Consider the following 21590-nt stretch of genomic DNA (forward strand, 5'->3'; position numbering starts at 1 on the left):
CCATGCAGCGCATGAATCCGAACCCCGCCCCGCCCTCGCGCCGCCACGACATCGATGCGCTGCGTGCACTCGCCTTCGGGCTCGTGATGCTCTACCACGTGGCGATGTACTACGTGGCCGACTGGCCCTGGCACCTCAAGAGCCCGCACGCGGCCGAATGGCTGCAGTGGCCGATGCGCGCGCTCAACATCTGGCGCATGGACCTGGTGTTCCTGATCTCTGGCGTGTCGCTGGCTTTCCTGTGTCGCGGCCAGGGCACCTGGCAGCTGCTGCGGGGCCGCGGATTGCGGCTGATGCTGCCGCTGGCCTTCGGCATGGCGGTAGTGGTGCCGTACCAGGCCTATGCGGAAGGCATGGCCAGGGGCCTGGTCGCGCCGGGCTTCGGCGCCTTCCTGCTGCGCTACCTGCCGATGAACGATCCCTGGCCGCCCGACGCCTTCACGGGTGCGGCGTTCGGCATCACCTGGAACCATCTCTGGTACCTGCCCTATCTGTTCGCCTACACCGCGCTGGTCGCGCTGACGCTGCCGCTCTGGCGTTCGCGCGCGGGGCGCCGGCTCGGCGACGGCTTCAACGGGCTGCGCGGTGCAAAGCTGATGCTCCTGCCGGCCCTGCCGCTGGCGGCGTGGACGATGCTGCTGGCCCGGCACTTTCCACCCACGCACGACCTCGTGCACGACGTCTACCTGCACGGCATCTACTTCACGGTGTTCCTGTATGGCTGGTGGATGGGCACAGAGACGGCGAGCGGCATCTGGCGCGAGCTGGAGCGCCTGCGCTGGGCCTCGCTTGCGCTCGCGGCCACGGCCTTCGGTGCTTTCGTCCTGCTAAGGCTCCGCACCGGGACGCCGCCGCCCGCGGTGATCGATCTGCTGCGCATGCTCTACCTGTGGTTTGCGCTCGCCACGATCCTCGGCCATGCGCACCGCCACCTGAACCGGCCCTGGGCGTGGCTGCGCTGGGCCAACGAATCGGTCTTTCCCTGGTACATGCTGCACCAGACGCTGATCGTGGCGGGCATCGTGCTGCTGGCGCCGCTGGCGCTGGGCCCGATGCTGGAGCCGACGCTGCTCGTGGCGCTGACCTTCGGCGGCTGCTGGCTGCTGACCGACGGGCTGATCCGCCGCCTCGGCTGGCTTCGGCCGCTGTTCGGCCTCAAGCGCCGGCGCGGGGCTGCTGCGGCGCCGCTTGCTCCGGCGCCACCGGCACCAGGATGGCGTTCCCGGTCGCCACGAGCTTGAGGCTGTCGCCTTCGCCCTGGCCATAGAGTTCGGCCGCGGCAAACACCTGCTTGCGCCCGGCCTTCACCACCTTGCCGCGCGCCACGAAGACGCGGCCGATCGCGGGCGAGAGGCAGTTGACCGAGAACTGCGACGCCAGCACCCGCCCCGACACCGTGGAGGCCGCGAAGCCGCAGGCGGTGTCGAGCAGCGCGCCGATCATCCCGGCATGCAGGAAGCCGGCGTACTGGCCCATGTCTTCCTCGCGCCACGCCATGCGCAGCTCGGCTTCGCCGGCTTCGGCACGCGTGACCTCGAAGCCGGCCCAGCGGTTGAAGGCAGCCATCTTGTTGATGGCCTGGATGGTGTCGAGCATGGCGGTCTCGCTTTCGAAAAGTGGATGGAGCCACTCTACGAACGGCAGCCTTGGCCTGCGGTCGCGCCCGCGACGGATCCGGTGCGAGGAGTTGCCTTGGCGACAGGACCGCGCAAGCAAAGCGCCGCAAGCGCCAAACCGAAGGCCGTCGAACCGGCCCAGGCGCGCCACAGGTTCGCGGCATTCCAGCGCTCGCGCACCTGCGCCCAATCGGACGGCAGCGCCAGCGGGTCCCACGACTCGGTATAGGCATTGAGCGGCAGGTTCACGCGCGCGGTGAAGAGCACGATGCCCAGCGCATACAGCAACCCCGCAGCCGCCAGGCACCAGAACCAGCGCTCCCGCCATGCCGGCCATGCCGCCAGCACCGCCAACGCGCACAGCAGCGGCGGACCGAAAAAGAAGCCGAAGAACATCGCATGGCGCACGTTTCGGTTGAGACTGGACTGCACCTGCGCATAGGTGTTGCCGTCCATCTGCAGCGTCGCGAAATTGACGTTGGCGCTGTAGGTCCAGAAGAAGCCGGCCATCACGCCCAGGCAGAAGACGGCGAGCGCGTGCAGCCCGAGCTGCACGGACATCGGCGGAAAACGGAACATGGGGTGCCTCGTCGAATAAAAAGCGCCACTGTCGCAGCGTCGCCGCCGCGGCGCCTTAACCGCCGATAAGACCCATGGACGCGCGCAGCCGCGACAACGAGACGTCCGTCATGCCCAGGTACGAGGCCAGATGCCTCAGCGGGATGCGCCCGGTCCATTCGGGGCGCTCGCGCAGCAGTGCCTCGTAGCGCTCGCGCGCCGTGCATTGCAGGAAGGCCTGCTCGCGCCGCATCTTGTCGTCGAGCAGGCCCGCGAGCGCCTGCAGCCGCACCGCGGTCCACGACGGCAGGCCGGCCACGGCCGCTTCGAGCGCGGGGAACGGCAGGCACCGCACGGCCGACGGCTCCAGTGCCGCAATGAAGAAGGCCGCCGGCTCGCGACGCAGCGCATCGGTCACGGGCCAGATGAAGGCATCCTCCGCATGAAAGTTCTTGTTCGACTCGCGGCCTTCGCGGTCGATGTAGAACAACCGCAGGATCCCACGTTCGACCCAGAAAGCATGCTGCCACGGCGCGCCCGCCGGGAGCAGCATGGCATGCGGCGCGAGCGTGGTGCGCTGCGCCTGGCCCGCCAGAGCGGCCAGCGCGCAAGCGTCGAGTTCGGGAAAGCGCCGCGCCAGCGCCTGCATCCAGTTGCAATCCGCGGGTTCAGAAGACACCGGCCTGCTCCGGTCAGGCGTCCGGCGTTGCCGTGGCTTGCGGACCGGCCTTGCCGCGCTTGCCCCGCGCCGCCTTCTTCGCGGCGCGCTCGGCGTCGATGCGCTGGCCCTCGGCCAGCCAGGCCGCGAACTCCTCGGGCGTCTCGAGCGTGATGCGCCCGAGATTGCCCGCGCGGAATTCGTGCATCACGATCTCGGCTGCCTTCTGCAGGTTGACGCGCCCCTTGCCGAGCAGCGCACCGCGCTTGCGGCCGATGGCCTCGAGCAGTTCCTCGTCCGTCATGGCGGCGAGGCTGGCGGCGTCGTCTTCGAGCTTGAAGCGCACGCCGATGCCGCCGGCATAGTGCGCCTTCAGGTAGCCGAGCAGTTCGAGCGCGACCTCTTCCTCGTCGAAGGCATTGCGGCCCACCGCGCCACTGGCGGCGAGGTTGTAGCCGCTCTTGGGCACCACGATGCGCGGCCACAGCATGCCCGGCGTGTCCCACAGGTAGAAGTCGTCGGCCAGCGTGATGCGCTGCTCCAGCTTGGTGATGCCGGCCTCGTCGCCGGTCTTGGCCTTGCGGCTGCCCGTGAGCGTGTTGATGAGCGTCGACTTGCCGACGTTGGGAATGCCGCAGATCAGCACGCGCATCGGCTTGGCCATGCCGCCGCGGTTGGGCGCGAGCTCGTGGCAGGCGCGCACGATGGCCTGTGCGGGCGTGGTCAGGCTCGCGTCCAGCGCGATCGCGCGCGTGGCGGGCAGCGCGTTGTAGTGCGCCAGCCAGGCGGCGGTGCGCGCCGGGTCGGCCAGGTCCTGCTTGTTGAGCACCTTCAGCGCGGGCCGACCGGCCGTGAGCTCGGCAAGCATCGGATTGGCGCTGGAGCCCGGCAGGCGCGCATCGAGCAGCTCGATGACCACGTCGATGTCCTTCACGCGCTCGGTGATGGCCTTCTGGGTCAGGTGCATGTGACCGGGGAACCACTGGATCGCCATCGGTGGGTGTTCTTTCCTTGAGGTACGGGGGCTGCATTGTGGCCCGGGATCGTGCAAGCCTTTGCGGGCAGGCAACCGACACCTTAGTTCGCAGCAAGCGCGCCCCGCCGCGCGCAGAAGTTTTTTACATCGCCGTGCGCGCTTCCGCGCCTATCATTTGCTCGAGGGCGGCGCATCGGTGCGTCGGTCGAAGCCAGAATTCTTGATAGATGGAGTGCAAGCGATGAAACCGGTCTCCGAACTGCTCAAGCGCCACCAGTCCGCCGCATGGCGCACCTCGCCCGATGCCAGCGTGTTCGACGCGCTCGAGACCTTGGCGCGCTTCGAGGTCGGCGCGCTCATGGTGATGGACGGCGAGAAGCTCGTGGGCTTCCTGTCCGAGCGCGACTACACCCGCAAGGTGGCGCTGCAGGGCAAGAATTCCAAGGAAGTGAAGGTCTCCGAGATCATGACGCCCGACGTGATGACCGTGACACCACAGACCCGCACCCGTGCCTGCATGGCGCTGATGAGCCAGCGCAAGTTCCGTCACCTGCCGGTGGTCGACGGCGACAAGGTGGTGGGCATGATCTCGATCCAGGATCTGATGGACGACATCATTTCCGACCACGAGGAAACCATCGCGCAGCTCACAACCTATATCCAGAGCTGAACACCGCCTGTCCCCAGGTAGGGGCACACGCCTACGCCGGACGGCACCGATCCGGGTGCAAAGTGGGCCTTCGTCCAATTCATCCGAGCAGGGAGTTTTCGCATGCAGATTCAGGTCAACACGAGCAATGGCGTGGACAACAAGGAAACGCTGGAGCGTTGGGCCGATACCGAGATCACGCAACAGCTGAGCCGCTTCGCGGGAGAGGTGACACGCGTCGAGGTGCACCTGAGCGACGAGAACCACGACAAGGCTGGCGCAGCCGACAAGTGCTGCACGATGGAAGCGCGCCTCGCGCACCACCAGCCGCTGGCCGTGACCCAGCATGCCGCCGGGCTCGACGAGGCCTTCCGCGGTGCGACCGAGAAGCTCAAACGCCTGCTCGACCACACGCTGGGGCGGCTGCACAGCCACCGCGACCGCGAATCGATTCGCAAGGATCCGGGTTTCATCGCCGAGTAACGGCAGCGCGGCAGCGGCTCAGCCCCGCGCCGCGTTCGCCTTCATTGCCTTGCCGACCTCGTTGGTGCCTTGCGCGGCACCGCTTTGCGGCACGGTCTCTCCCTCGCGCGAGATCACGTCGGCGAGCCGCTCGGCCAACTGCTCGGGCGTGTCGGTGCCAATGCCGAGCCAGGCGCCCTGCGTCAGCGTGATGTGCGCAGCCTCGAAAGTGCCGGCGCCCGCGCAGAGGATGGTGCGGTTCGGTGCGTCCGCCGATGCCAGCACCAGCATGGCCGGCACCACTGCCTCGGGCTTGAGCGCATCGAGCACCTCTTGCGGCATCAGGCCTTCGGTCATGCGCGTGGCCGCGGTGGGCGCGAGGCAGTTGACACGGATGTCGTTCCTCGCGCCCTCGATGCTCAGCGTCTGCATCAGCCCTACGAGCGCGAGCTTGGCCGCGCCGTAGTTGCTCTGGCCGAAGTTGCCGTAGAGCCCCGAGGACGAGGTGGTCATGACGATGCGGCCGTACTTCTGCTCGTTCATGAGCGCCCAGACGGCCTTGGTGCAATTCACCGCGCCCATCAGGTGCACGTCGAGCACCAGCCTGAAATCGGCGAGGGCCATCTTGGCGAAGCTCTTGTCGCGCAGGATGCCGGCGTTGTTCACCAGGATGTCGACGCGGCCCCAGGCATCCACTGCCTGCTGCACCATCGCCTGCACCGCGGCGAAGTCCGTCACCGAAGCACCGTTGGCGATGGCCTCGCCGCCCGCTGCGCGAATCTCGGCGACGACGCTTTCGGCGGCGCTCGACGAGCCGCCAGAACCGTCGGCGGCGCTGCCCAGGTCGTTGACCACAACCTTGGCGCCGCGCGCCGCAAGCGCCAGCGCATGCTGGCGGCCCAGGCCGCCGCCGGCGCCCGTCACGATGGCCACGCGGCCGTGGAAGTCGATGGTACTGTTGCTCATGGGTCGCTCTTTTACCCCAGAAAAGCGCAGCGGCACGAGCGGCCGCCCGCCCCTTCAGTCGCGCGCGTGACGCAGGGTGTCGCAGTAGGCCACCAGCTGGTCGAGTTCGGCCGACTTGTCGAAGAAGGCGTCGGCGCCGAGTTGGGCCGAGCGCCTGCGCATGTCGGCCGTCGCGTAGTTGCTGAGCACCACCACCTTCTGCCTGGCGCGGCGATTGCGGCAGGCCCGCACCACCCCGAGGCCGTTGCCGCGCTCGAGGAACAGGTCGACGATGGTCAGGTCCCAGTCGTCGTGGTGGGTGTCGAGCCAGTTGACGGCCTCCTCCTCGGTGCTGGCGCAGGCCACCACGTCCGCATCGGCCACGTCATGGAGGAACCCGACGAGGTTGTCGCGGATGAGGGCACTGTCCTCGACGAGGTAGGCCTTGACAGTCATGCCGGCATCTCCGGCACGGCCAGGCGCCTGAAATGGGAGCTGCGGGATCTTGGAAGCTGCATGGGTCCCATGGTCGCCGCGGTGTGTGCGGCCACGGTGAGCGATGCAGGCCAATGCCTGTAGGCGATTGGCGCCCGCGCCTGTGGTCATGGCGGAGAGGCGCCGTGAGACGCAGAGGACACAGGGCCGCCCTTGGCGGGCCTCAGGCCGCGACGGCCACGTTCCTGTAGCCGATGCCCAGCCGCGCCGGCGACACGTACTGCTCGCGATAGATCTCGAACGGCATTGTGTCGGCGGCTTCGATGCGCTTCTGTTCCTGGATCGAGGCCTCGGTCATGCGCTCGAACCCGGCCTGCTGCTCGGGCGGGAACGGCAGCGCGAGCATCGCGGCGCGCGCGGCTTCCGAGCGGGCGCGCACGAAGCCGATGAAGGAGTTGCCGTACTGCGATTCGACGGCCGCCAGCACGCGGGCCGATGGCAGGCTGTCTGGTGCCTGCAGCGCCGCCAGCGCGGCGCGCACCGCCTCGGCGTGCTGCGTGCCGCCGTGGGCGGCGTCGAGCGCCTCGGCGATCGGCAGGCACTGTTCGACCAGCTCGACGCCCCAGTCGGCCAGCGCCACCTCGCGGCCCCCGCGCAGCAGGCGCAGGCCCGGCTCGCGCCCGCGCGCGGCGGTGAGGTGCTGGTTGTGGGCCAGTTCGGCGATTTCCTGCGGCGTGTCGTCGGGGCTGTCGGCGAGCAGGCACTGCAGCAGGAACACGTCGATGAAGCGCATCGTCTGCGCGTTGATGCCGACGGGCTCGAACGGGTCGAGGTCCATCAGCCGCACCTCGACGTACTCGACGCCGCGCTCGCGCAGCGCATGCAACGGACGCTCGCCAGGGTGGATGACGCGCTTCGGGCGGATGGTGCCGTAGAACTCGTTCTCGATCTGCAGCAGGCTCGTGGCCAGCTGGTTGTAGTCGCCGCCGAGGTTGCGGATGCCGATCGCCTCGTAGCCGGGCCAGGGCCGCGTGAGGGCGTCCTGCAGCGAGGCACCGTAGCCGTCGAGGCTGTTGTAGCTCACCGCGAGCGAGGCCTGCGCGTCGCTCTGGTAGCCCAGGCGCCCCATGCGCAGCGAGGTGCCGTGCGGCATGAACATGCTGCCGTCGCCGAGCGGCTGCAGCTCGTGGGGGCGACCCGCCACGAAGCTCGAACACAGCGCGGGCGAGGCGCCGAACAGGTACAGCAGCAGGAAGGCGTGGCGGCGGAAGTTTCGGATCAACGCGAAGTACTGGTCGCTCGTCACGTCGGGCAGCGACCAGTTGTAGTGGATGCCCGAGATGGTCTGCATGCGGCGGCCGTAGCGGTGGCTCAGCCCCATGCGGTAGACGCTCTTGGCGCGCCCCACGTTCGACGAACCGTAGCGCCCGATCGGGATGGTTTCGTCGGTCGGCAGGCCGCAGGGCATGCTCGACACCCAGAGCCGCTCGTCGCCCAGCGAATCAAGCACGCGGTAGGTGAACTGGTGCACGCGGGTCAGCTCGTCGACCGCCGCCTCGACGTCGGCATGCACGCCCGTGATGAGCTCCAGCTGCGATTCGCTGAAGTCGGTGGTGATATGCGGGTGGGTCAGCGCCGCCCCGAGCGCGGCCGGATGTGGCGTCAGCGCGAGCTTGCCGTCGGGCAGCGCGCGCAGGCTCTCCTTCTCGATGCCGCGCCGCATCCCCTTCAACCGCGCGGCCGAGAGCGCACCCAGCCTCTCCTGCAATCTGCTGCTCATATTGTTATGCCCGTCAATTCCTGAGGGGCTGGAAGGTAGCACGGCCGCCCGGGCACTGCTCGTGCAGGGAAACCCGGCATCCGCTATGCTGCGCGCCCGCTATGTTTTCGATAGCTGGGACCATGGCTTCAGGCGAGCACGCGCAGCAGGAAGCGGTTCAGGTCGGCGATCTCCTCCATGCAGACCGAATGCGCCATCGGGTACTCGTGCCACTCGACCGCGTGGCCCAGCGCGGCGAGCGCGTCGCGCGACTGCAGCGCCCGCGCCAGCGGCACCACGGGGTCCTGCCGGCCATGGGCAAGGAACACCGGGGTCTCGTGGTTGGCGGCATGGCGTTCGGCCGCCGTCGTGGCGGCGATCGGCAGGTAGCCCGAGAGACCGACGATGCCCGCCAGCCGCTCGGTGTGGCGCAGCCCGGTCATCAACGCCATCGCGCAGCCCTGCGAGAAGCCCGCCACCACGATGCGGCCGGCCGCGATGCCGCGCGCCTTCTCGTTCGCAATCAGCGCCTCGATCGTTGCCTGCGAGCGACGCAGGCCGGCCTCGTCCTCGCGCTTGCCGAGGTCGGACATCACGATGTCGTACCAGGCCGGCATCTGGTAGCCGCCGTTGATGGTGACCGGGATCATCGGCGCGTTCGGAAACACGAAGCGCACGGGGCCCACGGACGACAGGTCGAGTTCGTTCGCGATCGGCACGAAGTCGTTGCCGTCGGCACCCAGGCCGTGCATCACGATGACTGCGGCGGTGGGATGAGGTGCGGTTTCTATTTCGATGGGGGGACGGGACATGGTCGTCGGCAAAAAGGTATTCGAAAGGACTCAAGGAACCAGACCTTAGCGCATTCGGACCGGCCAGTCCGGGACCCCGCAGAATGCAACACAATGGCGTTCCGAGAAAACCATGCGCCCGCCCCCAAAGCCCTCCCCGTCCGCCGCACCGTTCGACAGCGAGGCCCTGCTGCGCGCCGCCGGCCTGCGCGTGACGCGCGCGGCGCAGACGGTGCTGGCGCTGCTGGCGCAGGCCTCCCAGCCACTCACGCACGACGACCTGGTCGCCGCCTACACCGCCGCAGCCGGCACGCGGCCCGACCGCGTGACCGTCTATCGCGTGCTCGACCGCCTGGTCGAGGCCGGCCTGTGCGATCGCCGCGTCGGTGCCGACCGCACCAACCGCTTCTCGCGCCACGTGGACGCCGCATCGGGCCACCGCTTCGAATGCGATCAGTGCCACAAGGTGCTCGCACTGCCCGCCGATCCCGAGCTGCCCAAGGTCATGAGCCGGCTGGGCCGGGAACTGCGCAAGCACGGCATCGACGCCCGCCGGACCGCGTTCACGCTGCACGGCACCTGCGGCGAATGCAGCGGCTGAACGCGTGATGCCACAGCCGCCGCTGCCCGTCCTCTACAGTTTTCGCCGCTGCCCGTATGCGATGCGCGCGCGCCTTGCGCTGCTCGCAAGCGGCCAGTGCTGCGAACTGCGCGAAGTGGTGCTGAAGCACAAGCCGGCCGACATGCTCGCCGCCTCGCCAAAGGGCACGGTGCCGGTGCTCGCGCTGCCCGACGGCACGGTGATCGACCAGAGCCTGGACATCATGCACTGGGCGCTCGGGCGCAGCGACCCGATGCACTGGCTGGCGCCGGCCACGGGCTCGCTCGGCGACATGCTCGCGCTGGTGGCCGAGTGCGACAACGGCTTCAAGCCGCAGCTCGACCGCTACAAGTACCCGCAGCGCTTCGAGGACGCGGCCCCCGATGCGCACGAGCGCGGCGCGCAGTTCCTGCTGCGGCTCGACGCCCTGCTGGCGCCGGCGGGGCAGCTCTTCGGTGCAGCGCCGGCGCTGGCCGACGCCGCCGTCATGCCTTTCGTGCGGCAGTTCGCGATGGTCGATGCCGCATGGTTCGGCATGCAGCCGTGGCCGCACCTGCACCGCTGGCTGGCGGGCTGGACCGCGTCGGCGCTGTTCGAGCGCGCCATGCACAGGCATGCGCCTTGGCAAGCCGGCGCGCCCGGGATCGTCTTTCCACCATGATTCGCGCACGACAACAGGAGTTCCTCCCATGCAGACATCCGCCGGCGGCAGCGCCCGCCACTTCTCGGGCACCTATGCCGAAGCCCGCGCCAAGTTCCTCGACGCAGCCTCCGCGCGCGGCGCAGCGATCGAGAGCTTCGTGCACCCCGCGCACCGCGGTGCGCTCGGCGAGGAATTGGCCACCGACCTGGCACTCATCGGCGCGAAGGACGCGAAGAAGCTGCTGCTCGTGACCTCCGGCACGCATGGGCCCGAGGGCTTCTGCGGCTCGGGCGCGCAGGTCGCCACGCTCGACGACGCGGACCTGCTGGGCCGCCTCGCGCAGGCCGGCGTGGCGCTGCTGCTGGTGCATGCGGTGAACCCGCACGGCTTCTCGCACCTGCACCGCACCAATGAAGACAACATCGACCTCAACCGCAACCACATCGACTTCGGCGCGCCGCTGCCGGTGAACGCGGGCTATGCCGAGGTCGAGCCGCTGGTGCTGCCGGCCAGCTGGCCGCCGACGCCCGCCGACGAGGCGGCGCTTTCCGCCTACATCGCGCAGCACGGCATGCGCGCCTTCCGCGAAGCCGTCACCAAAGGCCAGTACACCTCGCCCGACGGGCTCTTCTACGGTGGCACCGCGCCGTCGTGGAGCAACCGCACGATGCGCGCGATCCTGCGCAGCTACGCGGCCGCGGCCACGCACATCGGATGGATCGACATCCACACCGGGCTCGGCCCCTACGGCCACGGCGAGAAGATCTACCCGGGGCGCAACACGCCCGAAGACCTCGCGCTGGCGCACGCCTGGTGGGGCGCCGACGTGTTCGCGCCGTTCGCGGGCGACTCGGCGTCGGCCGACGTGTCGGGGCCGGTGGTGTCCATCGCCTACGACGAGTGCCCCGGCGCGCGCATCGCGCCCATGGGGCTGGAGTTCGGCACCCTGCCCGACCTGGAGGTGCTCACGCGCCTGCGCGCCGACACCTGGCTGCGCCGCCACCCCGAGGCGCCCGCATCGCAGCAGCGCGAGATCCGCCGCCAGCTGCGCGACGCGTTCTACTGCGACAACGACGAATGGAAGGGCATGGTGCTCGGGCAAACGCGCGTGGTGCTGCTGCAGACGCTGCAGGGGCTGCGCGCGGCCTGAAGGCCCGCATCGGGCGGCCTTCCTCAGCCGAGTTCTTTCAGCCGAAGTTCGGCGCCCGCCGCTCGCGCAGCGACGCCACGCCCTCGCGCACGTCGGCGCCCGCGAAGCCCATGAACTCGAGCGCGAGCGAGGCGTCGAAGGTCGGCCCCGCCTGGCGCAGCCAGTTGTTGAGCGCGTACTTGGTGAAGCGGATCGCGCTCTGGCTGCCGGCCGCGAGCCGGTCGGCGACCTCGTAGGCGCGCGCGAGCAGGTCGGCCTCGTCCACCGCGAGCGACACCAGCCCGATCCGTTCGGCTTCCTCGCCGCTCACGGGCTCGCACAGCAGCAGGTGGTACTTGGCCTTGGCCATGCCGCACAGCAGCGGCCAGACGATGGCCGCATGGTCGCCCGCGGCCACGCCGAGGCGCGTGTGGCCGTCGACGATCTTCGCGTTCTTCGCCGCGATCGAAATGTCCGCCAGGAGCCCCGCCACGAGCCCCGCGCCCACCGCCGGGCCGTGCATGGCGCTCACGATCGGCTTGTCGCAGTTGATGATGTTGTAGACCAGGTCGCGCGCTTCTTTCCACACGCGCTGGCGCACCACGTCGTCGGTGGTCATGTCCTGCACCATCGCAAGGTCGCCGCCGCCCGAGAAGCCCTGCCCCTCGCCGCGCAGCACCGCACAGCGCACGCTCTCGTCGGCCGCCACGTCGCGCCAGATCTCGGCCAGCTCGCGGTGGCCGTCGTGGCCGGCAGTCGGCAGCTTGCCGTTGGCGGCGCGCATCTGGATGTCGAGCACCGCACCGTTGGCGCCGCGGCGGGTGATGGAAAGGGTCTGGTAGCGCGCGTAGTCCATGGCATGTCTCCGTCGATGCCCACGAAGGGGCGGTGTTACTTCTTCGCTGCCGCGATGTCGCGGCAGCGCTGCAGCTCGGCCTCGAAGCGCGATGCAAGGCCCGGCTCGCAGGCGTCTTCGTTGGGCATGAGCCGGCACATGCCGACCACCGTGTAGTCCATCACCGCCGAGGTGCACATCGCGTAGGGCGCAAGCTCGGGGTTGGCGGTTACCTTGAAGCCCCAGCGCTCCGAGAACTCGACGGTCCGGGCGATCGCGCCGTGAAAGAAGCCGCGGTCCCTGGCGGCCACGGCCGCCTCCATGCGCGGCAGTTCCTCGTTGAGGTAGCCGACCGCTTCGAGCGGGAAGGCGGCAGGGCTCTGCTGCTGCGCGCTGGCCAGCGAGGCCGCCAGCACGAGCGGCAAGGCGGCGAGCGTTCGGCGCAGCACGGGGGAAGAAAGGATGGACGGCTGGCGGCGGTGGTGGTGCATGGCCCGTGATTCTGCAACGTCTGGACGCATCGCCAAGGGCGCCCCAATGGCTTACCGGCTCTTTTTTTGGCGATCGAACTTGCGCCAGTACTGGAATTCGTCCTCGTGCACCTCGAGGTCCACTTCGGACACCCGGGCTTGCAATCGCTCCTGCACGTCGGCCACGGCCTTGTTGTAGACGATGGGGCCGATCTCTTCCAGGAAGAAGGCCAGCAGCGCCCCTGCCGCGACATTGCCGATCGGCTCATCCATGTTCTCGCGAAAGTAGCGTTCGATGGAGGCAATGGCCTGCGGGCGGGCGTCCTTCGGAATCTCGAGGGTCATGGCGGCGGCTTTTCGATGTCTGCGGGCTGTCGATTCTGCCCGGCCTCTCCTTGCGACAATGGTGCACCTCCCGTTCCACACCCACACCGCTTTCGCCCGAAACAACCATGGCCTCCAAACAACTCCGCACACGCGACCGCGGCATCCTCTGCATCGTGATCGGCGCCGCCGTGCTGCTGGCGCCGCGCTTCCTGCAAGGCACACAGTGGTTCGAGATGATCGCGGGCGCCTACCTCGTCGGCTGGTTCGCGCTGGTGCTCGGCGTGGCGCTGGTGGTCGTCGACCTGGTGCAGCGCGCCAAGGGGCGGCGCTGAGGCTCAGCGGCGGAGCTTCTTGACGAGCTCGACCACTGCGAGCACCACGGCGCCGGCCACGAGGCCGACCGCCGCATTGGCCGCCATCGAGCCGAGCGTGCCGAACACGCCGCCCGCGGCTTCGGCCCAGGCCTCGACCGCATGGCCGAGCTTCGGCACGCCGTGCACCAGGATGCCGCCGCCCACGAGGAACATGGCCGCCGTGCCGGCGATCGAGAGCCCCTTCATGAGCCAGGGGGCCGCCGCCAGGATGCCGCGTCCCAGGCCGCGCGCCGCCGCGCTCGCGCTCTTGCTCAGGTGCAGGCCCGCGTCGTCGAGCTTCACGATGCCGGCGACAAGGCCGTAGACGCCGACCGTCATGATCATCGCGATGCCGACCAGCACGCTGAGCTGGGTGGTGAACGGCTGGCCCTGCACGGTGCCGAGCGTGATGGCGATGATCTCGGCCGACAGGATGAAGTCGGTGCGCACGGCGCCCTTGATCTTGTCCTTCTCGACTGCGACCACATCGACGGCTTCGTCGGCCACCGCCTGCTCGTGGCGCGCGGTGTCGGCCGCGTGCTCTTCCTTGTGCAGGAACTTGTGGGCGAGCTTTTCGCAGCCTTCGAAGCACAGGAAGGCGCCGCCGACCATGAGCAGCGGCGTCACCAGCCATGGCAGCCAGGTCCCGATCGCCAGGGCGGCGGGCACGAGGATGGCCTTGTTGACGAGCGAGCCCTTGCACACGGCCCAGACCACCGGCAGCTCGCGCTCGGCCTTGACGCCCGAGACCTGCTGCGCGTTCAGCGCGAGGTCGTCGCCGAGCACGCCGGCTGTCTTCTTGGCAGCGACCTTGGTGAGGACCGAGACGTCGTCGAGGACGGTCGCGATATCGTCAAGCAGCAGAAGCAGGCTGGAGGCCATGGAGAGAGTCGGAAGTTGAACAGGGAAGCGGAGAGCTTATCCGCAAGCCGCTCAGACGACGCTGCGCTTGAGCCGGATTTCTTCGATGCGCACCGTGCCGAGCGCGGTGGTCTTGGCGGTCTTCATCTCGCGCTTGAAGCCTGCGAGCTCGTGGAAGCGCATGGCGCGCTCATTGCGGATCGGGACCCAGATGGTGACGGTGGTGCAGCCCTCTTCCTCGAGGCCTTCGCGTGCGGCGTCCCAGAGCGCGACGCCGACGCCCTTGCCCCAATGCTCGGGTTTGACGTAGATGGCCCAGATCTCGCCCGTGGTGGACGGCGTCTTGGGGTCGCGCGAGCGGTCGAAGCCGACGAAGCCGACGACTTCGCCGTCGTGCACCGCCACCTGAACCTGCGGTTCGCTGAACTCGATGGCCTCGCGCCACTTGGCTTCGCGCGTGGCGGGCGTCAGCGCGCGCAACTCTTCTTCGGGCAGGATACCTTCGTAGGCAGCCTTGGCGGCCACGGCGTGGATCTCGGCGACAGCCTTGGCGTCGCGCATGGTGGCGGGGCGAACTTCGTAATCGGACATGGATGCTGGGGAATCGGATGGAACCGCGTATTGTCGCCGCACAGCTAAACTGCCTGCTGATCAACGCCGCACGCGGCATCGGAAGGACGCCATATGGCCAAAGGTCAGCAACGCACAAGCAAGGAAGCCAAGAAACCGAAGAAGGACAACGCGCCGCCGAAACCGGTGGGCGGCGGCATCGAGCCGGTGCGCACCCTCACCACCGCGGTGATCCCGCGCGGCAAGCTCAAGAACAAGTGAGCGACGCGCCAGCGCCCGGCACCCCGGTGGCGCCCCCGCCGCCGGCGCAACCGCGCAACCCGCTGCACGGGCTCACGCTCGAAGCCATCGTCAGCGCGCTGGCCGCGCACTATGGCTGGCAGCGCCTGGGCGAGATGGTCCCGGTGCGCTGCTTCACGACTGACCCGAGCGTGGCATCGAGCCTCAAGTTCCTGCGCAAGACGCCGTGGGCGCGCGAGAAGGTCGAGAGCCTGTACCTCTTCATGCTGCGCGAGCAACGCCGCGAGCAGCAGCACCAGGCGCGGCCCGCGCGGTGAAGGTCCGGCTCGAACCGTCGGGCCTGGTCTTCGACGCCGAGGCCGGTACCACGCTGCTGAAAGCCGCCGCGGCGGCCGGCATCGAGATGTCCAGCTCGTGCCGCAACGGCACCTGCCGCACCTGCATCTGCCAGGTGGTCTCGGGCCGCACGCGCCACACCATCGAATGGCCCGGGCTGAGCGCCGAGGAAAAGGCCGAGGGCTGGATCCTGCCCTGCGTGGCCGAGGCGCAGGGCGATCTCACGCTCCACGCGCCCGCGGCGTTCTCGCACTTCTGAAACGCTGGCGCGGCTACCTGCGCACGACCGGCTGCAACGCCACCACCAGCCGGTCGCGCTGCGCCAGCGAGGGAAAGAGCCGGAACCATCCGAGCGCCACCAGCATGGTGCCCACGCCGCCGAGCACCACCGAGCCCACAGGCCCGAGCAGCGCCGCCGTGGCGCCCGATTCGAACTCGCCGAGCTGGTTGCTGGCGCCGATGAAGATCGAATTCACGGCGCTCACCCGGCCGCGCATGGCATCGGGCGTCTCCAGCTGAACCAGCGTCTGCCGGATCACCACGTTGACCATGTCGGCACCGCCCGAGACCGCGAGCGCGATCAGCGACACGATAAAGCTGCGCGAGATGCCGAACACCACCATGCAGAGCCCGAACAGACCGACCGCCATCAGCAGCGTGCGGCCGACGTTGCGCTCGATCGGTCGGCGCGTGAGCGCGATCGACATCACCAGCGCCCCCACCGCCGGCGCGCTGCGCAGCAGCCCCAGCCCCCACGGCCCCGTGTGCAGGATGTCCTTGGCATAGATCGGCAGCAGCGCCACCGCGCCGCCCAGCAGCACCGCGAAAAGATCGAGCGAGACCGCGCCCAGCACGGGCTTGCGCTTCCAGATGAAGTCGACGCCCGCAAACACCGTGGCGAGCGTGACCGGCTCGCGCGCGGCCGGCGTGTGGGCATAGCGCAGCCGCAGCACGAGCGTGCAGGCCACCGCGAAGCACAGTACCGTCGCGCCGTACACCACCGCCATGCCCGCCACGAACAGCAGCCCGCCGAGCGCGGGCCCGCCGATGATCGCGCCCTGCATGCCGGCCGAGCTGAAGGCCATCGCACGCGGCAGCATGGTGGGCGGCACCAGCAGCGGCGTGAGCGCCTGCTGCGCCGGCATCTGGAACGCGCGCACCGCCCCGAGCACCAGCGACAGGCCGAGCAACAGGCCGCGCGAGTCACCCTGACGCAGCACCGCGGCCAGCAACGCCAGCGCCACGATGCCCTGCACCGCGAAACAGGCCGCCACGATGCGGCCGCGGTGGTGCCGGTCGACCACGTGACCGGCCAGCAGCGCCAGCAGCAGCGCGGGAACGAACTGGTAGAGGCCGACGAGCCCGAGGTCCCAGGCGCTGCCGGTGAGCTCGTACATGTGCCAGCCGATGGCCACCATCAGCATCTGCGAGGCTGCGGTGCCGAAGAGCCGCGCCACCCAGAGCCGCATGAAGGGCCGTTCGCGCCGGAGGTCGGCAAAGCTGGGTGCGGAAGAAGAAGCGGGGGCGGGGCCGGACATTCGTTTGAGGATAGCCGAGCGCCAGGTCTCTACACTCCGGCGCAGCCATGACCGACCTCGATGCGATCACCCTCGTCCACGAAGACGCCCACCTGCTGGTGCTCGACAAGCCCGCCGGCCTGCTCTGCGTGCCCGGGCGTGGCGAGGACAAGCAGGACTGCCTGAGCGCGCGCGCCCTGCGGCGCTGGCCCGACGCGCTGATCGTGCACCGCCTCGACATGGCGACCAGCGGGCTCGTGCTGCTGGCGCGCAGCCCCGCGGTGCAGCGCGCGCTCGGCGATGCCTTTGCGGACCGCCTCGTGCACAAGCGCTACGAAGCCATTGTCGACGGCGCGATGCCGGTACAGCACGAGAAGGAGCAGGCGTGGTCGGTCATCGATGCGCCCCTGATGGCCGACTGGCCGCGGCGTCCGCTGCAGAAGGTGGACCCGGCGGGCAAGCCCAGCCTCACGCGCTGGCGTGAGCTCGGCTCGGCCGCTGTGAGTTCTTCTTCAGATGGCGCGGCGATGATGGCCACCCATGTGCTGCTCGAGCCGCTGACTGGACGTTCGCACCAGCTGCGCGTGCATCTGCTGTCGATCGGCCATCCGATCCTCGGCGATGCGCTCTACGGCAGCGACGAGGTCCGTGCACGCGCCCCACGGCTGCTGCTGCATGCGAGCGAACTGGGCTTCGTGCATCCGGCGACGCAGCAGCCGGTGCGCTTTCGCAGTGCGCCGGACTTCACGCTCGCCGCGCTCTGCGGGCCTGCTACAGCCCGCCCTTGACCACGAGCACGGGCATCGGCGCGTCCTGCAGCACACGCTGCGTGACGCTGCCGAGCAGCAGCTTCTCGATGCCGCTGCGGCCGTGCGAGCCCATCACGATCAGGTCGGCCGCGATGGCGATCGCGGTGTCGACGATGCCTTCATGCACCACATGGCCGTCGATCACGCGCTGGTCGCTGTGCAGGCCCTCGGCCGCGAGCGCGGCCACGCCGCGCGCCAACGCCGCATTGGCGCTGGCCGTGGCGGCGGCAAGGTATTCGTTCTGGCCGAGCGCATAGTCGGCGCCCACGCCGATGAAGGGGTAGTTGTCGATCACGTGGATCAGCGTGATCCGACTTCCGAAAGCCAATGCCAGGCCGCTGGCCTTGCTGACGGCGAGCATGGAAGTTTCGGAGCCGTCGATCGGAACCAGGATGTGATTGAACATTGGCGGACCTCACTTTCGTTCGCATACAGACAGGCGCGGCTCGCGCGGAGCCGGCCCTCGAATTTAACCCCTGTGCCGGGGCAGACACTGTAGGACTCGGACCAGCGGGATCAATCCCCCTGGAAACCCTCAGCGCGGCAGGTGACGACGAGCGTGTCGCGCCAGCCGGCGCTGCCCTCGTCGAGCGGCTGGATCGGCGTGGATTCGTGGATCACGCGCGCGTCGTCGAGCAGGAGCAGCGTCCATGGCTCGGTCATGGTGAAGCGCTCCCCGCGCCGCCCATTGGCCTCGAAGACGCGCGTCTCGCCGCCCTTGATGCCGCTGCGGCCCACCAGCGCCACCGCAACGAGATCGACCCCATCGCGGTGCGCGCCCTCGGGCGTGGGCCGGCCGATGCCGCCCGCTGTGTCGATGCGGAACTGGTGCGCCTCGACGAACCAGGGCCGCGCGGCATGGCCGCGCATGCCGCTCGCGGCCTCGGCGAGGCGCTGCATCAGCCGCTGCCACGCCGGCTGCACGATGGTTGCCTCGTGCATCGGCGCGAACCAGCGCTGCATGCCGCCATGCAGCGCGTTGTATTCGACCGGCTGCCAGTGCGCGCGGTGCGGCACCTGCGCCACCGCATCGCCCTCGACCGTGAAGCATGCGTGGCGCCGCGTGCGGTAGCGGCCGCCGTCCTTCAGGTATTCGTCGGGCGGAAGGTCGCTCCAGTCGGCATGCAGCGCCTCGAGTGCGTCGAGCGGCATGCCGAGCCATTCGCTCACCGCCTGCGGGCTCAGCACCGCATAGCCCTGCTCGCGCAGCGCGGCCGTGAGTTCGGCGGGCGCGACGAACGGCGGCGCGAAGGCGGCCGTGGTCACGATGCAGTGACTTTCACGTCCTTCCAGAATGCCACGCGGTCGCGGATCTGATCGGCTTCGGGCTTGGGGTCGGTGTAGTACCAGGCGGCATCCGTGAGGAGTTCGCCGTTGACCAGCAGCGAGTAGTAGCTGGCCATGCCCTTCCAGGGGCAGGTGGTCTTGTGGTTGCTGAAGGTGACGTGCTCGCGGTGGAGCGAGTCCATCGGGAAATAGTGGTTGCCTTCGACGAGCACGGTGTCGTCGCTCTCGGCGATGGTCACGCCGTTCCAGGTTGCTTTCATGTTCTGCTCTCCAGGGTGCGGGTGCTTCTGTGTTTGGCTTTTTTGGCCCGCGAGGGGGTATTGTGCATCCGCGGACTGGCTTGTTTTTCGGGGCCGGGTCTCGCCCCGGCGGACGAGCTACAGGTCGGCCCTCTTTTGCCCTCTCCCGGAGGGAGAGGGAGCAAGAACAGCCGGGCGCGAATGGAGGCCCGGACGAGACCCGGCGCCTCGGAAAAACTCAAGCCCCCAGCCAATGCACGCTGAACAGCCTCTCCGGATCCGTCCATACCTTCCCCGGCCGAAACCCTGCCTTCACCGCCAGCGCCCGCAGCCCGTCGACAGTGAACTTGTGCGAGTACTCGGTGTGGATCGTCTCGCCTTCCTCGAAGCCGAAGCGCTCGCCGCACAGCGACACGGTCTGCGCCCGCCGGCTCACCAGATGCATCTCGATGCGCTGCTTCGGCGCGTTGTAGAACGCCGAATGCGCGAAAGCGTCGATGTCGAAGTCGGCATCGAGCTCGGCATTGGCGCGCTGCAGCAGGTTGAGGTTGAACGCCGCGGTCACGCCTTGCGCGTCGTTGTAGGCCGCATGCAGCCGGTCGGGGGCCTTCACGAGGTCGACGCCGATCAGGAGCCCGCCGCCGCGCAGCATGCGCGCCGCGAGCTGCAGGAAGGCCAACGCATCGTCGGGCTCGAAATTCCCGATCGTCGAGCCGGGAAAGAAGCCCACGCGCTTGCCCGCACCCGGCAGCGGCGCGGGCAGCACCAGCGGCATCGTGTAGTCGGCCGCGATCGGCTGCACGGCCAGCGCGGGATAGTCGGCCTTCAAACGTTCTGCGGCAGCTTCGAGGTGCTCGCCCGAGATGTCGATCGGCAGGTAGCGCTTCGGCGCTTCGAGCGCATCGAGCAGCAGCCGCACCTTGGTCAGCGATCCCGCGCCGAACTCGACGATCTCGGCGCCCGGACCGGCCTGCTCGGCGATCTCCGCGGCGCATTCGCCGAGGATGCGCAGCTCGGTACGCGTGGGGTAGTACTCGGGCAGATCGCAGATCCGGTCGAACAGCTGCGAGCCCGCGGCGTCATAGAAGAACTTGGGTGAGATGCTGCGCGGGCGGCGCGACAGCCCCGCGAGCATCGCGCGGCCGAATTCCGACAGCGGGGCATCGGTAGAAGGCTGGCGCTGCTGCTGCGCCGTGGCGAACGACAAGGAAGACGACGAGCTGGAGGGATTGCGCATGATTCAAAGGTCTTTGGCGAGCCGCAGCCCGGAAAACTGCCAGCGCGCGGCCGGCGGGAAGAAGTTGCGGTAGCTGGGCCGCGTGTGCCCGGCTGGGGTCGCGAGGCTGCCACCGCGCAGCACGAGCTGGCCGACCATGAACTTGCCGTTGTATTCGGCCGCGATGCCGGGCATGGGCTTGAACCCGGGGTACGGGTCGTAGGAGGAGCGCGTCCACTGCCAGACATGGCCGGTCATCTGCGAGATGCCGGGCGTGTCGAAGGCGGCCTCCCATTCGAACTCGGTCGGCAGCCGCGCGCCGGCCCATTCGGCATACGCCGCGGCCTCGTAGAAGCTCAGCTGCGACACGGGCGCATCGGGCTCCATCGGCCGCACGCCGTGTAGCCCGAACACATGCCAGCCGGCCTGGTGCTGCTGCGCCGTCGCGCCGAGCCGCGGGTCGTCGGCATCGAGCCAATAGGCCGGATGCCGCCAACCCTGCGACTGCACCGCGGCCCAGCCGTCGGAGAGCCAGAGCTCGGGACGCCGGTAGCCGCCGTCGGCGATGAACTGCGCGTACTCGCCGCAATTCACGAGCCGGTCGGCGATGGCATGCGGCTGCAGCAGCGCTGCGTGGCGCGGCGTCTCGTTGTCGAAGGCAAAACCCCGCTGCGGGCCTTCATGGCCCACCTGCACCACGCCGCCCGGCCGCGACAGCCAGCGCATGGGCACAGGCACGGCCGCGAGCCGCAGGGCCGGGCCTGCGGCGGGCTTGTAGGCCGGCAGCAGCGGGTTGCACGACAGCGCATGGAGGATGTCGGTGAGCAGCAGCTCCTGGTGCTGCTGCTCGTGGTGCAGGCCGAGCGTCAGGATCGGCTCGATGGTTGCCCAGTCCTGCGCGCCGATGTCGCTGTCGAGCCATGCGAGCACCGCCTCGTCGACATGGCGCCGGTAGGCCCGCACCTCGTCGACCGAAGGCCGCGTGAGCAGCCCGCGCTGCGGGCGCGGATGGCGCGGGCCAAGCGCCTCGTAGTACGAATTGAAGAGGTAGTGCAGGCGCGTGTCGAACGGCGTGTAGCCCACGGCATGCGGTTGAAGCAGCACAGTCTCGAAGAACCAAGTGGTGTGCGCGAGGTGCCACTTGGTCGGGCTCGCGTCCGGCATCGATTGGATGCACTGGTCTTCGGCCGAGAGCGGCGCGGCGAGCGCCAGGCTGGCGGCCCGCACCTCGCGAAACCTGTCGCGCAGTGCGCTCGCCGCCGGGGTGATCGGCCGGGAAAGCGTCATGGTGTCTCCAGTCGGGTCAGC

Annotated in this window: 30 protein-coding genes; 11 read left to right on the forward strand and 19 right to left on the reverse strand. The window is 69.1% G+C overall.

Annotated elements, in window-relative coordinates; all coding sequences use genetic code 11:
* Nucleotides 1–11 precede the first annotated feature (11 nt).
* Nucleotides 12–1241, forward strand: a complete 1230-nt coding sequence (locus AC3A6J_RS01650) for an acyltransferase family protein (RefSeq protein WP_487858622.1) — start codon at nucleotides 12–14, stop codon at nucleotides 1239–1241.
* Here the strand turns inward: AC3A6J_RS01650 and AC3A6J_RS01655 are convergent.
* The 4 genes from AC3A6J_RS01655 to ylqF are packed head-to-tail and all read right to left on the reverse strand — an operon-like array spanning nucleotide 1156 to nucleotide 3826.
* On the reverse strand, nucleotides 1156–1596 hold the full coding sequence (locus tag AC3A6J_RS01655; protein ID WP_487858153.1) for a PaaI family thioesterase: 441 nt from the start codon (nucleotides 1594–1596) through the stop codon (nucleotides 1156–1158). The two genes, AC3A6J_RS01650 and AC3A6J_RS01655, sit on opposite strands and share 86 nt — an antisense overlap.
* 35 nt (nucleotides 1597–1631) lie before the next feature.
* Entirely contained in the window at nucleotides 1632–2195 is a 564-nt protein-coding gene (locus AC3A6J_RS01660) for an anthrone oxygenase family protein (RefSeq protein WP_487858154.1), read from the reverse strand.
* A gap of 55 nt (nucleotides 2196–2250) precedes the next feature.
* Nucleotides 2251–2853 carry a Crp/Fnr family transcriptional regulator gene (locus AC3A6J_RS01665; RefSeq protein WP_487858155.1) on the reverse strand — a complete coding sequence of 201 codons (603 nt, stop codon included), beginning with the start codon at nucleotides 2851–2853 and terminating at the stop codon, nucleotides 2251–2253.
* 13 nt (nucleotides 2854–2866) lie between these two features.
* Nucleotides 2867–3826, reverse strand: a complete 960-nt coding sequence (gene ylqF / locus AC3A6J_RS01670) for a ribosome biogenesis GTPase YlqF (protein WP_487858156.1) — start codon at nucleotides 3824–3826, stop codon at nucleotides 2867–2869.
* A gap of 223 nt (nucleotides 3827–4049) precedes the next feature.
* Here ylqF and AC3A6J_RS01675 point away from each other — a divergent pair, with 223 nt between their 5' ends.
* Nucleotides 4050–4478, forward strand: a complete 429-nt coding sequence (locus AC3A6J_RS01675; protein WP_487858157.1) for a CBS domain-containing protein — start codon at nucleotides 4050–4052, stop codon at nucleotides 4476–4478.
* 102 nt (nucleotides 4479–4580) lie between these two features.
* Complete coding sequence (locus AC3A6J_RS01680; RefSeq protein ID WP_487858158.1) at nucleotides 4581–4940, forward strand: HPF/RaiA family ribosome-associated protein; 360 nt, start codon at nucleotides 4581–4583, stop codon at nucleotides 4938–4940.
* Nucleotides 4941–4958: 18 nt separating this feature from the next.
* Here AC3A6J_RS01680 and AC3A6J_RS01685 read toward each other — a convergent pair whose 3' ends face one another.
* The 4 genes from AC3A6J_RS01685 to AC3A6J_RS01700 all read right to left on the reverse strand — a co-directional run bounded on the left by AC3A6J_RS01685 (nucleotide 4959) and on the right by AC3A6J_RS01700 (nucleotide 8870).
* Entirely contained in the window at nucleotides 4959–5885 is a 927-nt protein-coding gene (locus AC3A6J_RS01685) for an SDR family NAD(P)-dependent oxidoreductase (RefSeq protein WP_487858159.1), read from the reverse strand.
* A gap of 54 nt (nucleotides 5886–5939) precedes the next feature.
* Nucleotides 5940–6320, reverse strand: a complete 381-nt coding sequence (locus AC3A6J_RS01690) for a response regulator transcription factor (protein WP_487858160.1) — start codon at nucleotides 6318–6320, stop codon at nucleotides 5940–5942.
* Nucleotides 6321–6522: 202 nt separating this feature from the next.
* Entirely contained in the window at nucleotides 6523–8079 is a 1557-nt protein-coding gene (gshA, locus tag AC3A6J_RS01695) for a glutamate--cysteine ligase (protein WP_487858161.1), read from the reverse strand.
* Between the two features lie 128 nt (nucleotides 8080–8207).
* Complete coding sequence (locus AC3A6J_RS01700) at nucleotides 8208–8870, reverse strand: alpha/beta hydrolase (RefSeq protein ID WP_487858162.1); 663 nt, start codon at nucleotides 8868–8870, stop codon at nucleotides 8208–8210.
* Nucleotides 8871–8982: 112 nt separating this feature from the next.
* Between AC3A6J_RS01700 and AC3A6J_RS01705 the strand changes: the two genes are divergently transcribed.
* Genes AC3A6J_RS01705 through AC3A6J_RS01715 form a run of 3 tightly spaced genes read left to right on the forward strand, consistent with a single transcriptional unit; the run spans nucleotide 8983 to nucleotide 11243 of the window.
* The gene (locus tag AC3A6J_RS01705) at nucleotides 8983–9450 is read left to right on the forward strand and encodes a Fur family transcriptional regulator (RefSeq protein WP_487858163.1); all 468 of its coding nucleotides are present in this window, start codon (nucleotides 8983–8985) and stop codon (nucleotides 9448–9450) included.
* Between the two features lie 7 nt (nucleotides 9451–9457).
* Nucleotides 9458–10111 (forward strand): glutathione S-transferase, encoded by a 654-nt coding sequence (locus AC3A6J_RS01710; protein WP_487858164.1) that lies wholly within the window; start codon nucleotides 9458–9460, stop codon nucleotides 10109–10111.
* Between the two features lie 28 nt (nucleotides 10112–10139).
* The gene (locus AC3A6J_RS01715) at nucleotides 10140–11243 is read left to right on the forward strand and encodes a M14 family metallopeptidase (protein WP_487858165.1); all 1104 of its coding nucleotides are present in this window, start codon (nucleotides 10140–10142) and stop codon (nucleotides 11241–11243) included.
* 37 nt (nucleotides 11244–11280) lie between these two features.
* Here AC3A6J_RS01715 and AC3A6J_RS01720 read toward each other — a convergent pair whose 3' ends face one another.
* Genes AC3A6J_RS01720 through AC3A6J_RS01730 form a run of 3 tightly spaced genes read right to left on the reverse strand, consistent with a single transcriptional unit; the run spans nucleotide 11281 to nucleotide 12872 of the window.
* The gene (locus AC3A6J_RS01720) at nucleotides 11281–12078 is read right to left on the reverse strand and encodes an enoyl-CoA hydratase/isomerase family protein (protein ID WP_487858166.1); all 798 of its coding nucleotides are present in this window, start codon (nucleotides 12076–12078) and stop codon (nucleotides 11281–11283) included.
* 35 nt (nucleotides 12079–12113) lie between these two features.
* Nucleotides 12114–12548: a hypothetical protein gene (locus AC3A6J_RS01725; protein ID WP_487858167.1), complete on the reverse strand. Its 435-nt coding sequence runs from the start codon at nucleotides 12546–12548 to the stop codon at nucleotides 12114–12116.
* Between the two features lie 51 nt (nucleotides 12549–12599).
* Nucleotides 12600–12872 carry a DUF2164 domain-containing protein gene (locus AC3A6J_RS01730; RefSeq protein ID WP_487858168.1) on the reverse strand — a complete coding sequence of 91 codons (273 nt, stop codon included), beginning with the start codon at nucleotides 12870–12872 and terminating at the stop codon, nucleotides 12600–12602.
* 107 nt (nucleotides 12873–12979) lie between these two features.
* Between AC3A6J_RS01730 and AC3A6J_RS01735 the strand changes: the two genes are divergently transcribed.
* The gene (locus tag AC3A6J_RS01735; protein WP_487858169.1) at nucleotides 12980–13186 is read left to right on the forward strand and encodes a hypothetical protein; all 207 of its coding nucleotides are present in this window, start codon (nucleotides 12980–12982) and stop codon (nucleotides 13184–13186) included.
* A gap of 3 nt (nucleotides 13187–13189) precedes the next feature.
* Here the strand turns inward: AC3A6J_RS01735 and AC3A6J_RS01740 are convergent, their stop codons facing one another.
* Together AC3A6J_RS01740 and AC3A6J_RS01745 are read right to left on the reverse strand one after the other, a co-directional pair.
* Nucleotides 13190–14089, reverse strand: a complete 900-nt coding sequence (locus AC3A6J_RS01740) for a DUF808 domain-containing protein (RefSeq protein ID WP_487858170.1) — start codon at nucleotides 14087–14089, stop codon at nucleotides 13190–13192.
* A 51-nt stretch (nucleotides 14090–14140) separates the two neighbouring features.
* Nucleotides 14141–14659, reverse strand: coding sequence for an N-acetyltransferase family protein (locus tag AC3A6J_RS01745; RefSeq protein WP_487858171.1), 519 nt, complete (start codon nucleotides 14657–14659; stop codon nucleotides 14141–14143).
* A 93-nt stretch (nucleotides 14660–14752) separates the two neighbouring features.
* On the opposite strand from AC3A6J_RS01745, the gene AC3A6J_RS01750 reads away from it, so the two are divergent.
* From AC3A6J_RS01750 to AC3A6J_RS01760, 3 genes are read left to right on the forward strand one after another with little or no spacing between them, the layout of a single operon-like run.
* On the forward strand, nucleotides 14753–14899 hold the full coding sequence (locus tag AC3A6J_RS01750) for a hypothetical protein (protein ID WP_487858172.1): 147 nt from the start codon (nucleotides 14753–14755) through the stop codon (nucleotides 14897–14899).
* A complete protein-coding gene (locus AC3A6J_RS01755; protein WP_487858173.1) occupies nucleotides 14896–15195 on the forward strand; it encodes a VF530 family protein in 300 nt (99 codons plus the stop codon). Before AC3A6J_RS01750 ends, AC3A6J_RS01755 begins: the two co-directional genes overlap by 4 nt.
* The gene (locus tag AC3A6J_RS01760) at nucleotides 15192–15473 is read left to right on the forward strand and encodes a 2Fe-2S iron-sulfur cluster-binding protein (protein WP_487858174.1); all 282 of its coding nucleotides are present in this window, start codon (nucleotides 15192–15194) and stop codon (nucleotides 15471–15473) included. Before AC3A6J_RS01755 ends, AC3A6J_RS01760 begins: the two co-directional genes overlap by 4 nt.
* Before the next feature lie 13 nt (nucleotides 15474–15486).
* Here the strand turns inward: AC3A6J_RS01760 and AC3A6J_RS01765 are convergent, their stop codons facing one another.
* The gene (locus tag AC3A6J_RS01765) at nucleotides 15487–16683 is read right to left on the reverse strand and encodes an MFS transporter (RefSeq protein ID WP_487858623.1); all 1197 of its coding nucleotides are present in this window, start codon (nucleotides 16681–16683) and stop codon (nucleotides 15487–15489) included.
* A gap of 116 nt (nucleotides 16684–16799) precedes the next feature.
* On the opposite strand from AC3A6J_RS01765, the gene AC3A6J_RS01770 reads away from it, so the two are divergent.
* Nucleotides 16800–17519: an RluA family pseudouridine synthase gene (locus tag AC3A6J_RS01770; protein WP_487858175.1), complete on the forward strand. Its 720-nt coding sequence runs from the start codon at nucleotides 16800–16802 to the stop codon at nucleotides 17517–17519.
* On the opposite strand, the gene AC3A6J_RS01775 is transcribed toward AC3A6J_RS01770, so the two are convergent.
* The 5 genes from AC3A6J_RS01775 to egtB form a co-directional block, all read right to left on the reverse strand.
* Nucleotides 17503–17946, reverse strand: a complete 444-nt coding sequence (locus AC3A6J_RS01775) for a universal stress protein (RefSeq protein ID WP_015866434.1) — start codon at nucleotides 17944–17946, stop codon at nucleotides 17503–17505. The two genes, AC3A6J_RS01770 and AC3A6J_RS01775, sit on opposite strands and share 17 nt — an antisense overlap.
* Nucleotides 17947–18056: 110 nt before the next feature.
* The gene (locus AC3A6J_RS01780) at nucleotides 18057–18806 is read right to left on the reverse strand and encodes a 2OG-Fe dioxygenase family protein (protein WP_487858176.1); all 750 of its coding nucleotides are present in this window, start codon (nucleotides 18804–18806) and stop codon (nucleotides 18057–18059) included.
* Nucleotides 18803–19087: a DUF427 domain-containing protein gene (locus AC3A6J_RS01785; RefSeq protein WP_487858177.1), complete on the reverse strand. Its 285-nt coding sequence runs from the start codon at nucleotides 19085–19087 to the stop codon at nucleotides 18803–18805. The genes AC3A6J_RS01780 and AC3A6J_RS01785 overlap by 4 nt, the downstream gene beginning before the upstream one ends.
* Before the next feature lie 217 nt (nucleotides 19088–19304).
* Complete coding sequence (egtD, locus tag AC3A6J_RS01790; RefSeq protein WP_487858178.1) at nucleotides 19305–20303, reverse strand: L-histidine N(alpha)-methyltransferase; 999 nt, start codon at nucleotides 20301–20303, stop codon at nucleotides 19305–19307.
* A 3-nt stretch (nucleotides 20304–20306) separates the two neighbouring features.
* A complete protein-coding gene (gene egtB, locus AC3A6J_RS01795; RefSeq protein WP_487858179.1) occupies nucleotides 20307–21569 on the reverse strand; it encodes an ergothioneine biosynthesis protein EgtB in 1263 nt (420 codons plus the stop codon).
* Nucleotides 21570–21590: the final 21 nt, after the last annotated feature.

The organism is Variovorax sp. Soil_C_39 (assembly GCF_057656815.1).

Excerpts from the sequence above, each read along its gene's own strand:
- AC3A6J_RS01715 (WP_487858165.1), top strand. The coding sequence starts at position 10,140 with ATGCAGACATCCGCCGGCGGCAGCGCCCGCCACTTCTCGGGCACCTAT.
- AC3A6J_RS01685 (WP_487858159.1), bottom strand. The coding sequence starts at position 5,885 with ATGAGCAACAGTACCATCGACTTCCACGGCCGCGTGGCCATCGTGACG.
- egtB (WP_487858179.1), bottom strand. The coding sequence starts at position 21,569 with ATGACGCTTTCCCGGCCGATCACCCCGGCGGCGAGCGCACTGCGCGAC.
- AC3A6J_RS01650 (WP_487858622.1), top strand. The coding sequence starts at position 12 with ATGAATCCGAACCCCGCCCCGCCCTCGCGCCGCCACGACATCGATGCG.
- AC3A6J_RS01655 (WP_487858153.1), bottom strand. The coding sequence starts at position 1,596 with ATGCTCGACACCATCCAGGCCATCAACAAGATGGCTGCCTTCAACCGC.
- AC3A6J_RS01735 (WP_487858169.1), top strand. The coding sequence starts at position 12,980 with ATGGCCTCCAAACAACTCCGCACACGCGACCGCGGCATCCTCTGCATC.
- AC3A6J_RS01690 (WP_487858160.1), bottom strand. The coding sequence starts at position 6,320 with ATGACTGTCAAGGCCTACCTCGTCGAGGACAGTGCCCTCATCCGCGAC.
- AC3A6J_RS01700 (WP_487858162.1), bottom strand. The coding sequence starts at position 8,870 with ATGTCCCGTCCCCCCATCGAAATAGAAACCGCACCTCATCCCACCGCC.
- AC3A6J_RS01750 (WP_487858172.1), top strand. The coding sequence starts at position 14,753 with ATGGCCAAAGGTCAGCAACGCACAAGCAAGGAAGCCAAGAAACCGAAG.
- AC3A6J_RS01705 (WP_487858163.1), top strand. The coding sequence starts at position 8,983 with ATGCGCCCGCCCCCAAAGCCCTCCCCGTCCGCCGCACCGTTCGACAGC.
- AC3A6J_RS01730 (WP_487858168.1), bottom strand. The coding sequence starts at position 12,872 with ATGACCCTCGAGATTCCGAAGGACGCCCGCCCGCAGGCCATTGCCTCC.
- AC3A6J_RS01680 (WP_487858158.1), top strand. The coding sequence starts at position 4,581 with ATGCAGATTCAGGTCAACACGAGCAATGGCGTGGACAACAAGGAAACG.
- AC3A6J_RS01745 (WP_487858171.1), bottom strand. The coding sequence starts at position 14,659 with ATGTCCGATTACGAAGTTCGCCCCGCCACCATGCGCGACGCCAAGGCT.
- gshA (WP_487858161.1), bottom strand. The coding sequence starts at position 8,079 with ATGAGCAGCAGATTGCAGGAGAGGCTGGGTGCGCTCTCGGCCGCGCGG.
- ylqF (WP_487858156.1), bottom strand. The coding sequence starts at position 3,826 with ATGGCGATCCAGTGGTTCCCCGGTCACATGCACCTGACCCAGAAGGCC.
- AC3A6J_RS01675 (WP_487858157.1), top strand. The coding sequence starts at position 4,050 with ATGAAACCGGTCTCCGAACTGCTCAAGCGCCACCAGTCCGCCGCATGG.
- AC3A6J_RS01725 (WP_487858167.1), bottom strand. The coding sequence starts at position 12,548 with ATGCACCACCACCGCCGCCAGCCGTCCATCCTTTCTTCCCCCGTGCTG.
- AC3A6J_RS01785 (WP_487858177.1), bottom strand. The coding sequence starts at position 19,087 with ATGAAAGCAACCTGGAACGGCGTGACCATCGCCGAGAGCGACGACACC.
- AC3A6J_RS01660 (WP_487858154.1), bottom strand. The coding sequence starts at position 2,195 with ATGTTCCGTTTTCCGCCGATGTCCGTGCAGCTCGGGCTGCACGCGCTC.
- AC3A6J_RS01765 (WP_487858623.1), bottom strand. The coding sequence starts at position 16,683 with ATGCGGCTCTGGGTGGCGCGGCTCTTCGGCACCGCAGCCTCGCAGATG.
- AC3A6J_RS01770 (WP_487858175.1), top strand. The coding sequence starts at position 16,800 with ATGACCGACCTCGATGCGATCACCCTCGTCCACGAAGACGCCCACCTG.
- AC3A6J_RS01775 (WP_015866434.1), bottom strand. The coding sequence starts at position 17,946 with ATGTTCAATCACATCCTGGTTCCGATCGACGGCTCCGAAACTTCCATG.
- AC3A6J_RS01740 (WP_487858170.1), bottom strand. The coding sequence starts at position 14,089 with ATGGCCTCCAGCCTGCTTCTGCTGCTTGACGATATCGCGACCGTCCTC.
- egtD (WP_487858178.1), bottom strand. The coding sequence starts at position 20,303 with ATGCGCAATCCCTCCAGCTCGTCGTCTTCCTTGTCGTTCGCCACGGCG.
- AC3A6J_RS01720 (WP_487858166.1), bottom strand. The coding sequence starts at position 12,078 with ATGGACTACGCGCGCTACCAGACCCTTTCCATCACCCGCCGCGGCGCC.
- AC3A6J_RS01710 (WP_487858164.1), top strand. The coding sequence starts at position 9,458 with ATGCCACAGCCGCCGCTGCCCGTCCTCTACAGTTTTCGCCGCTGCCCG.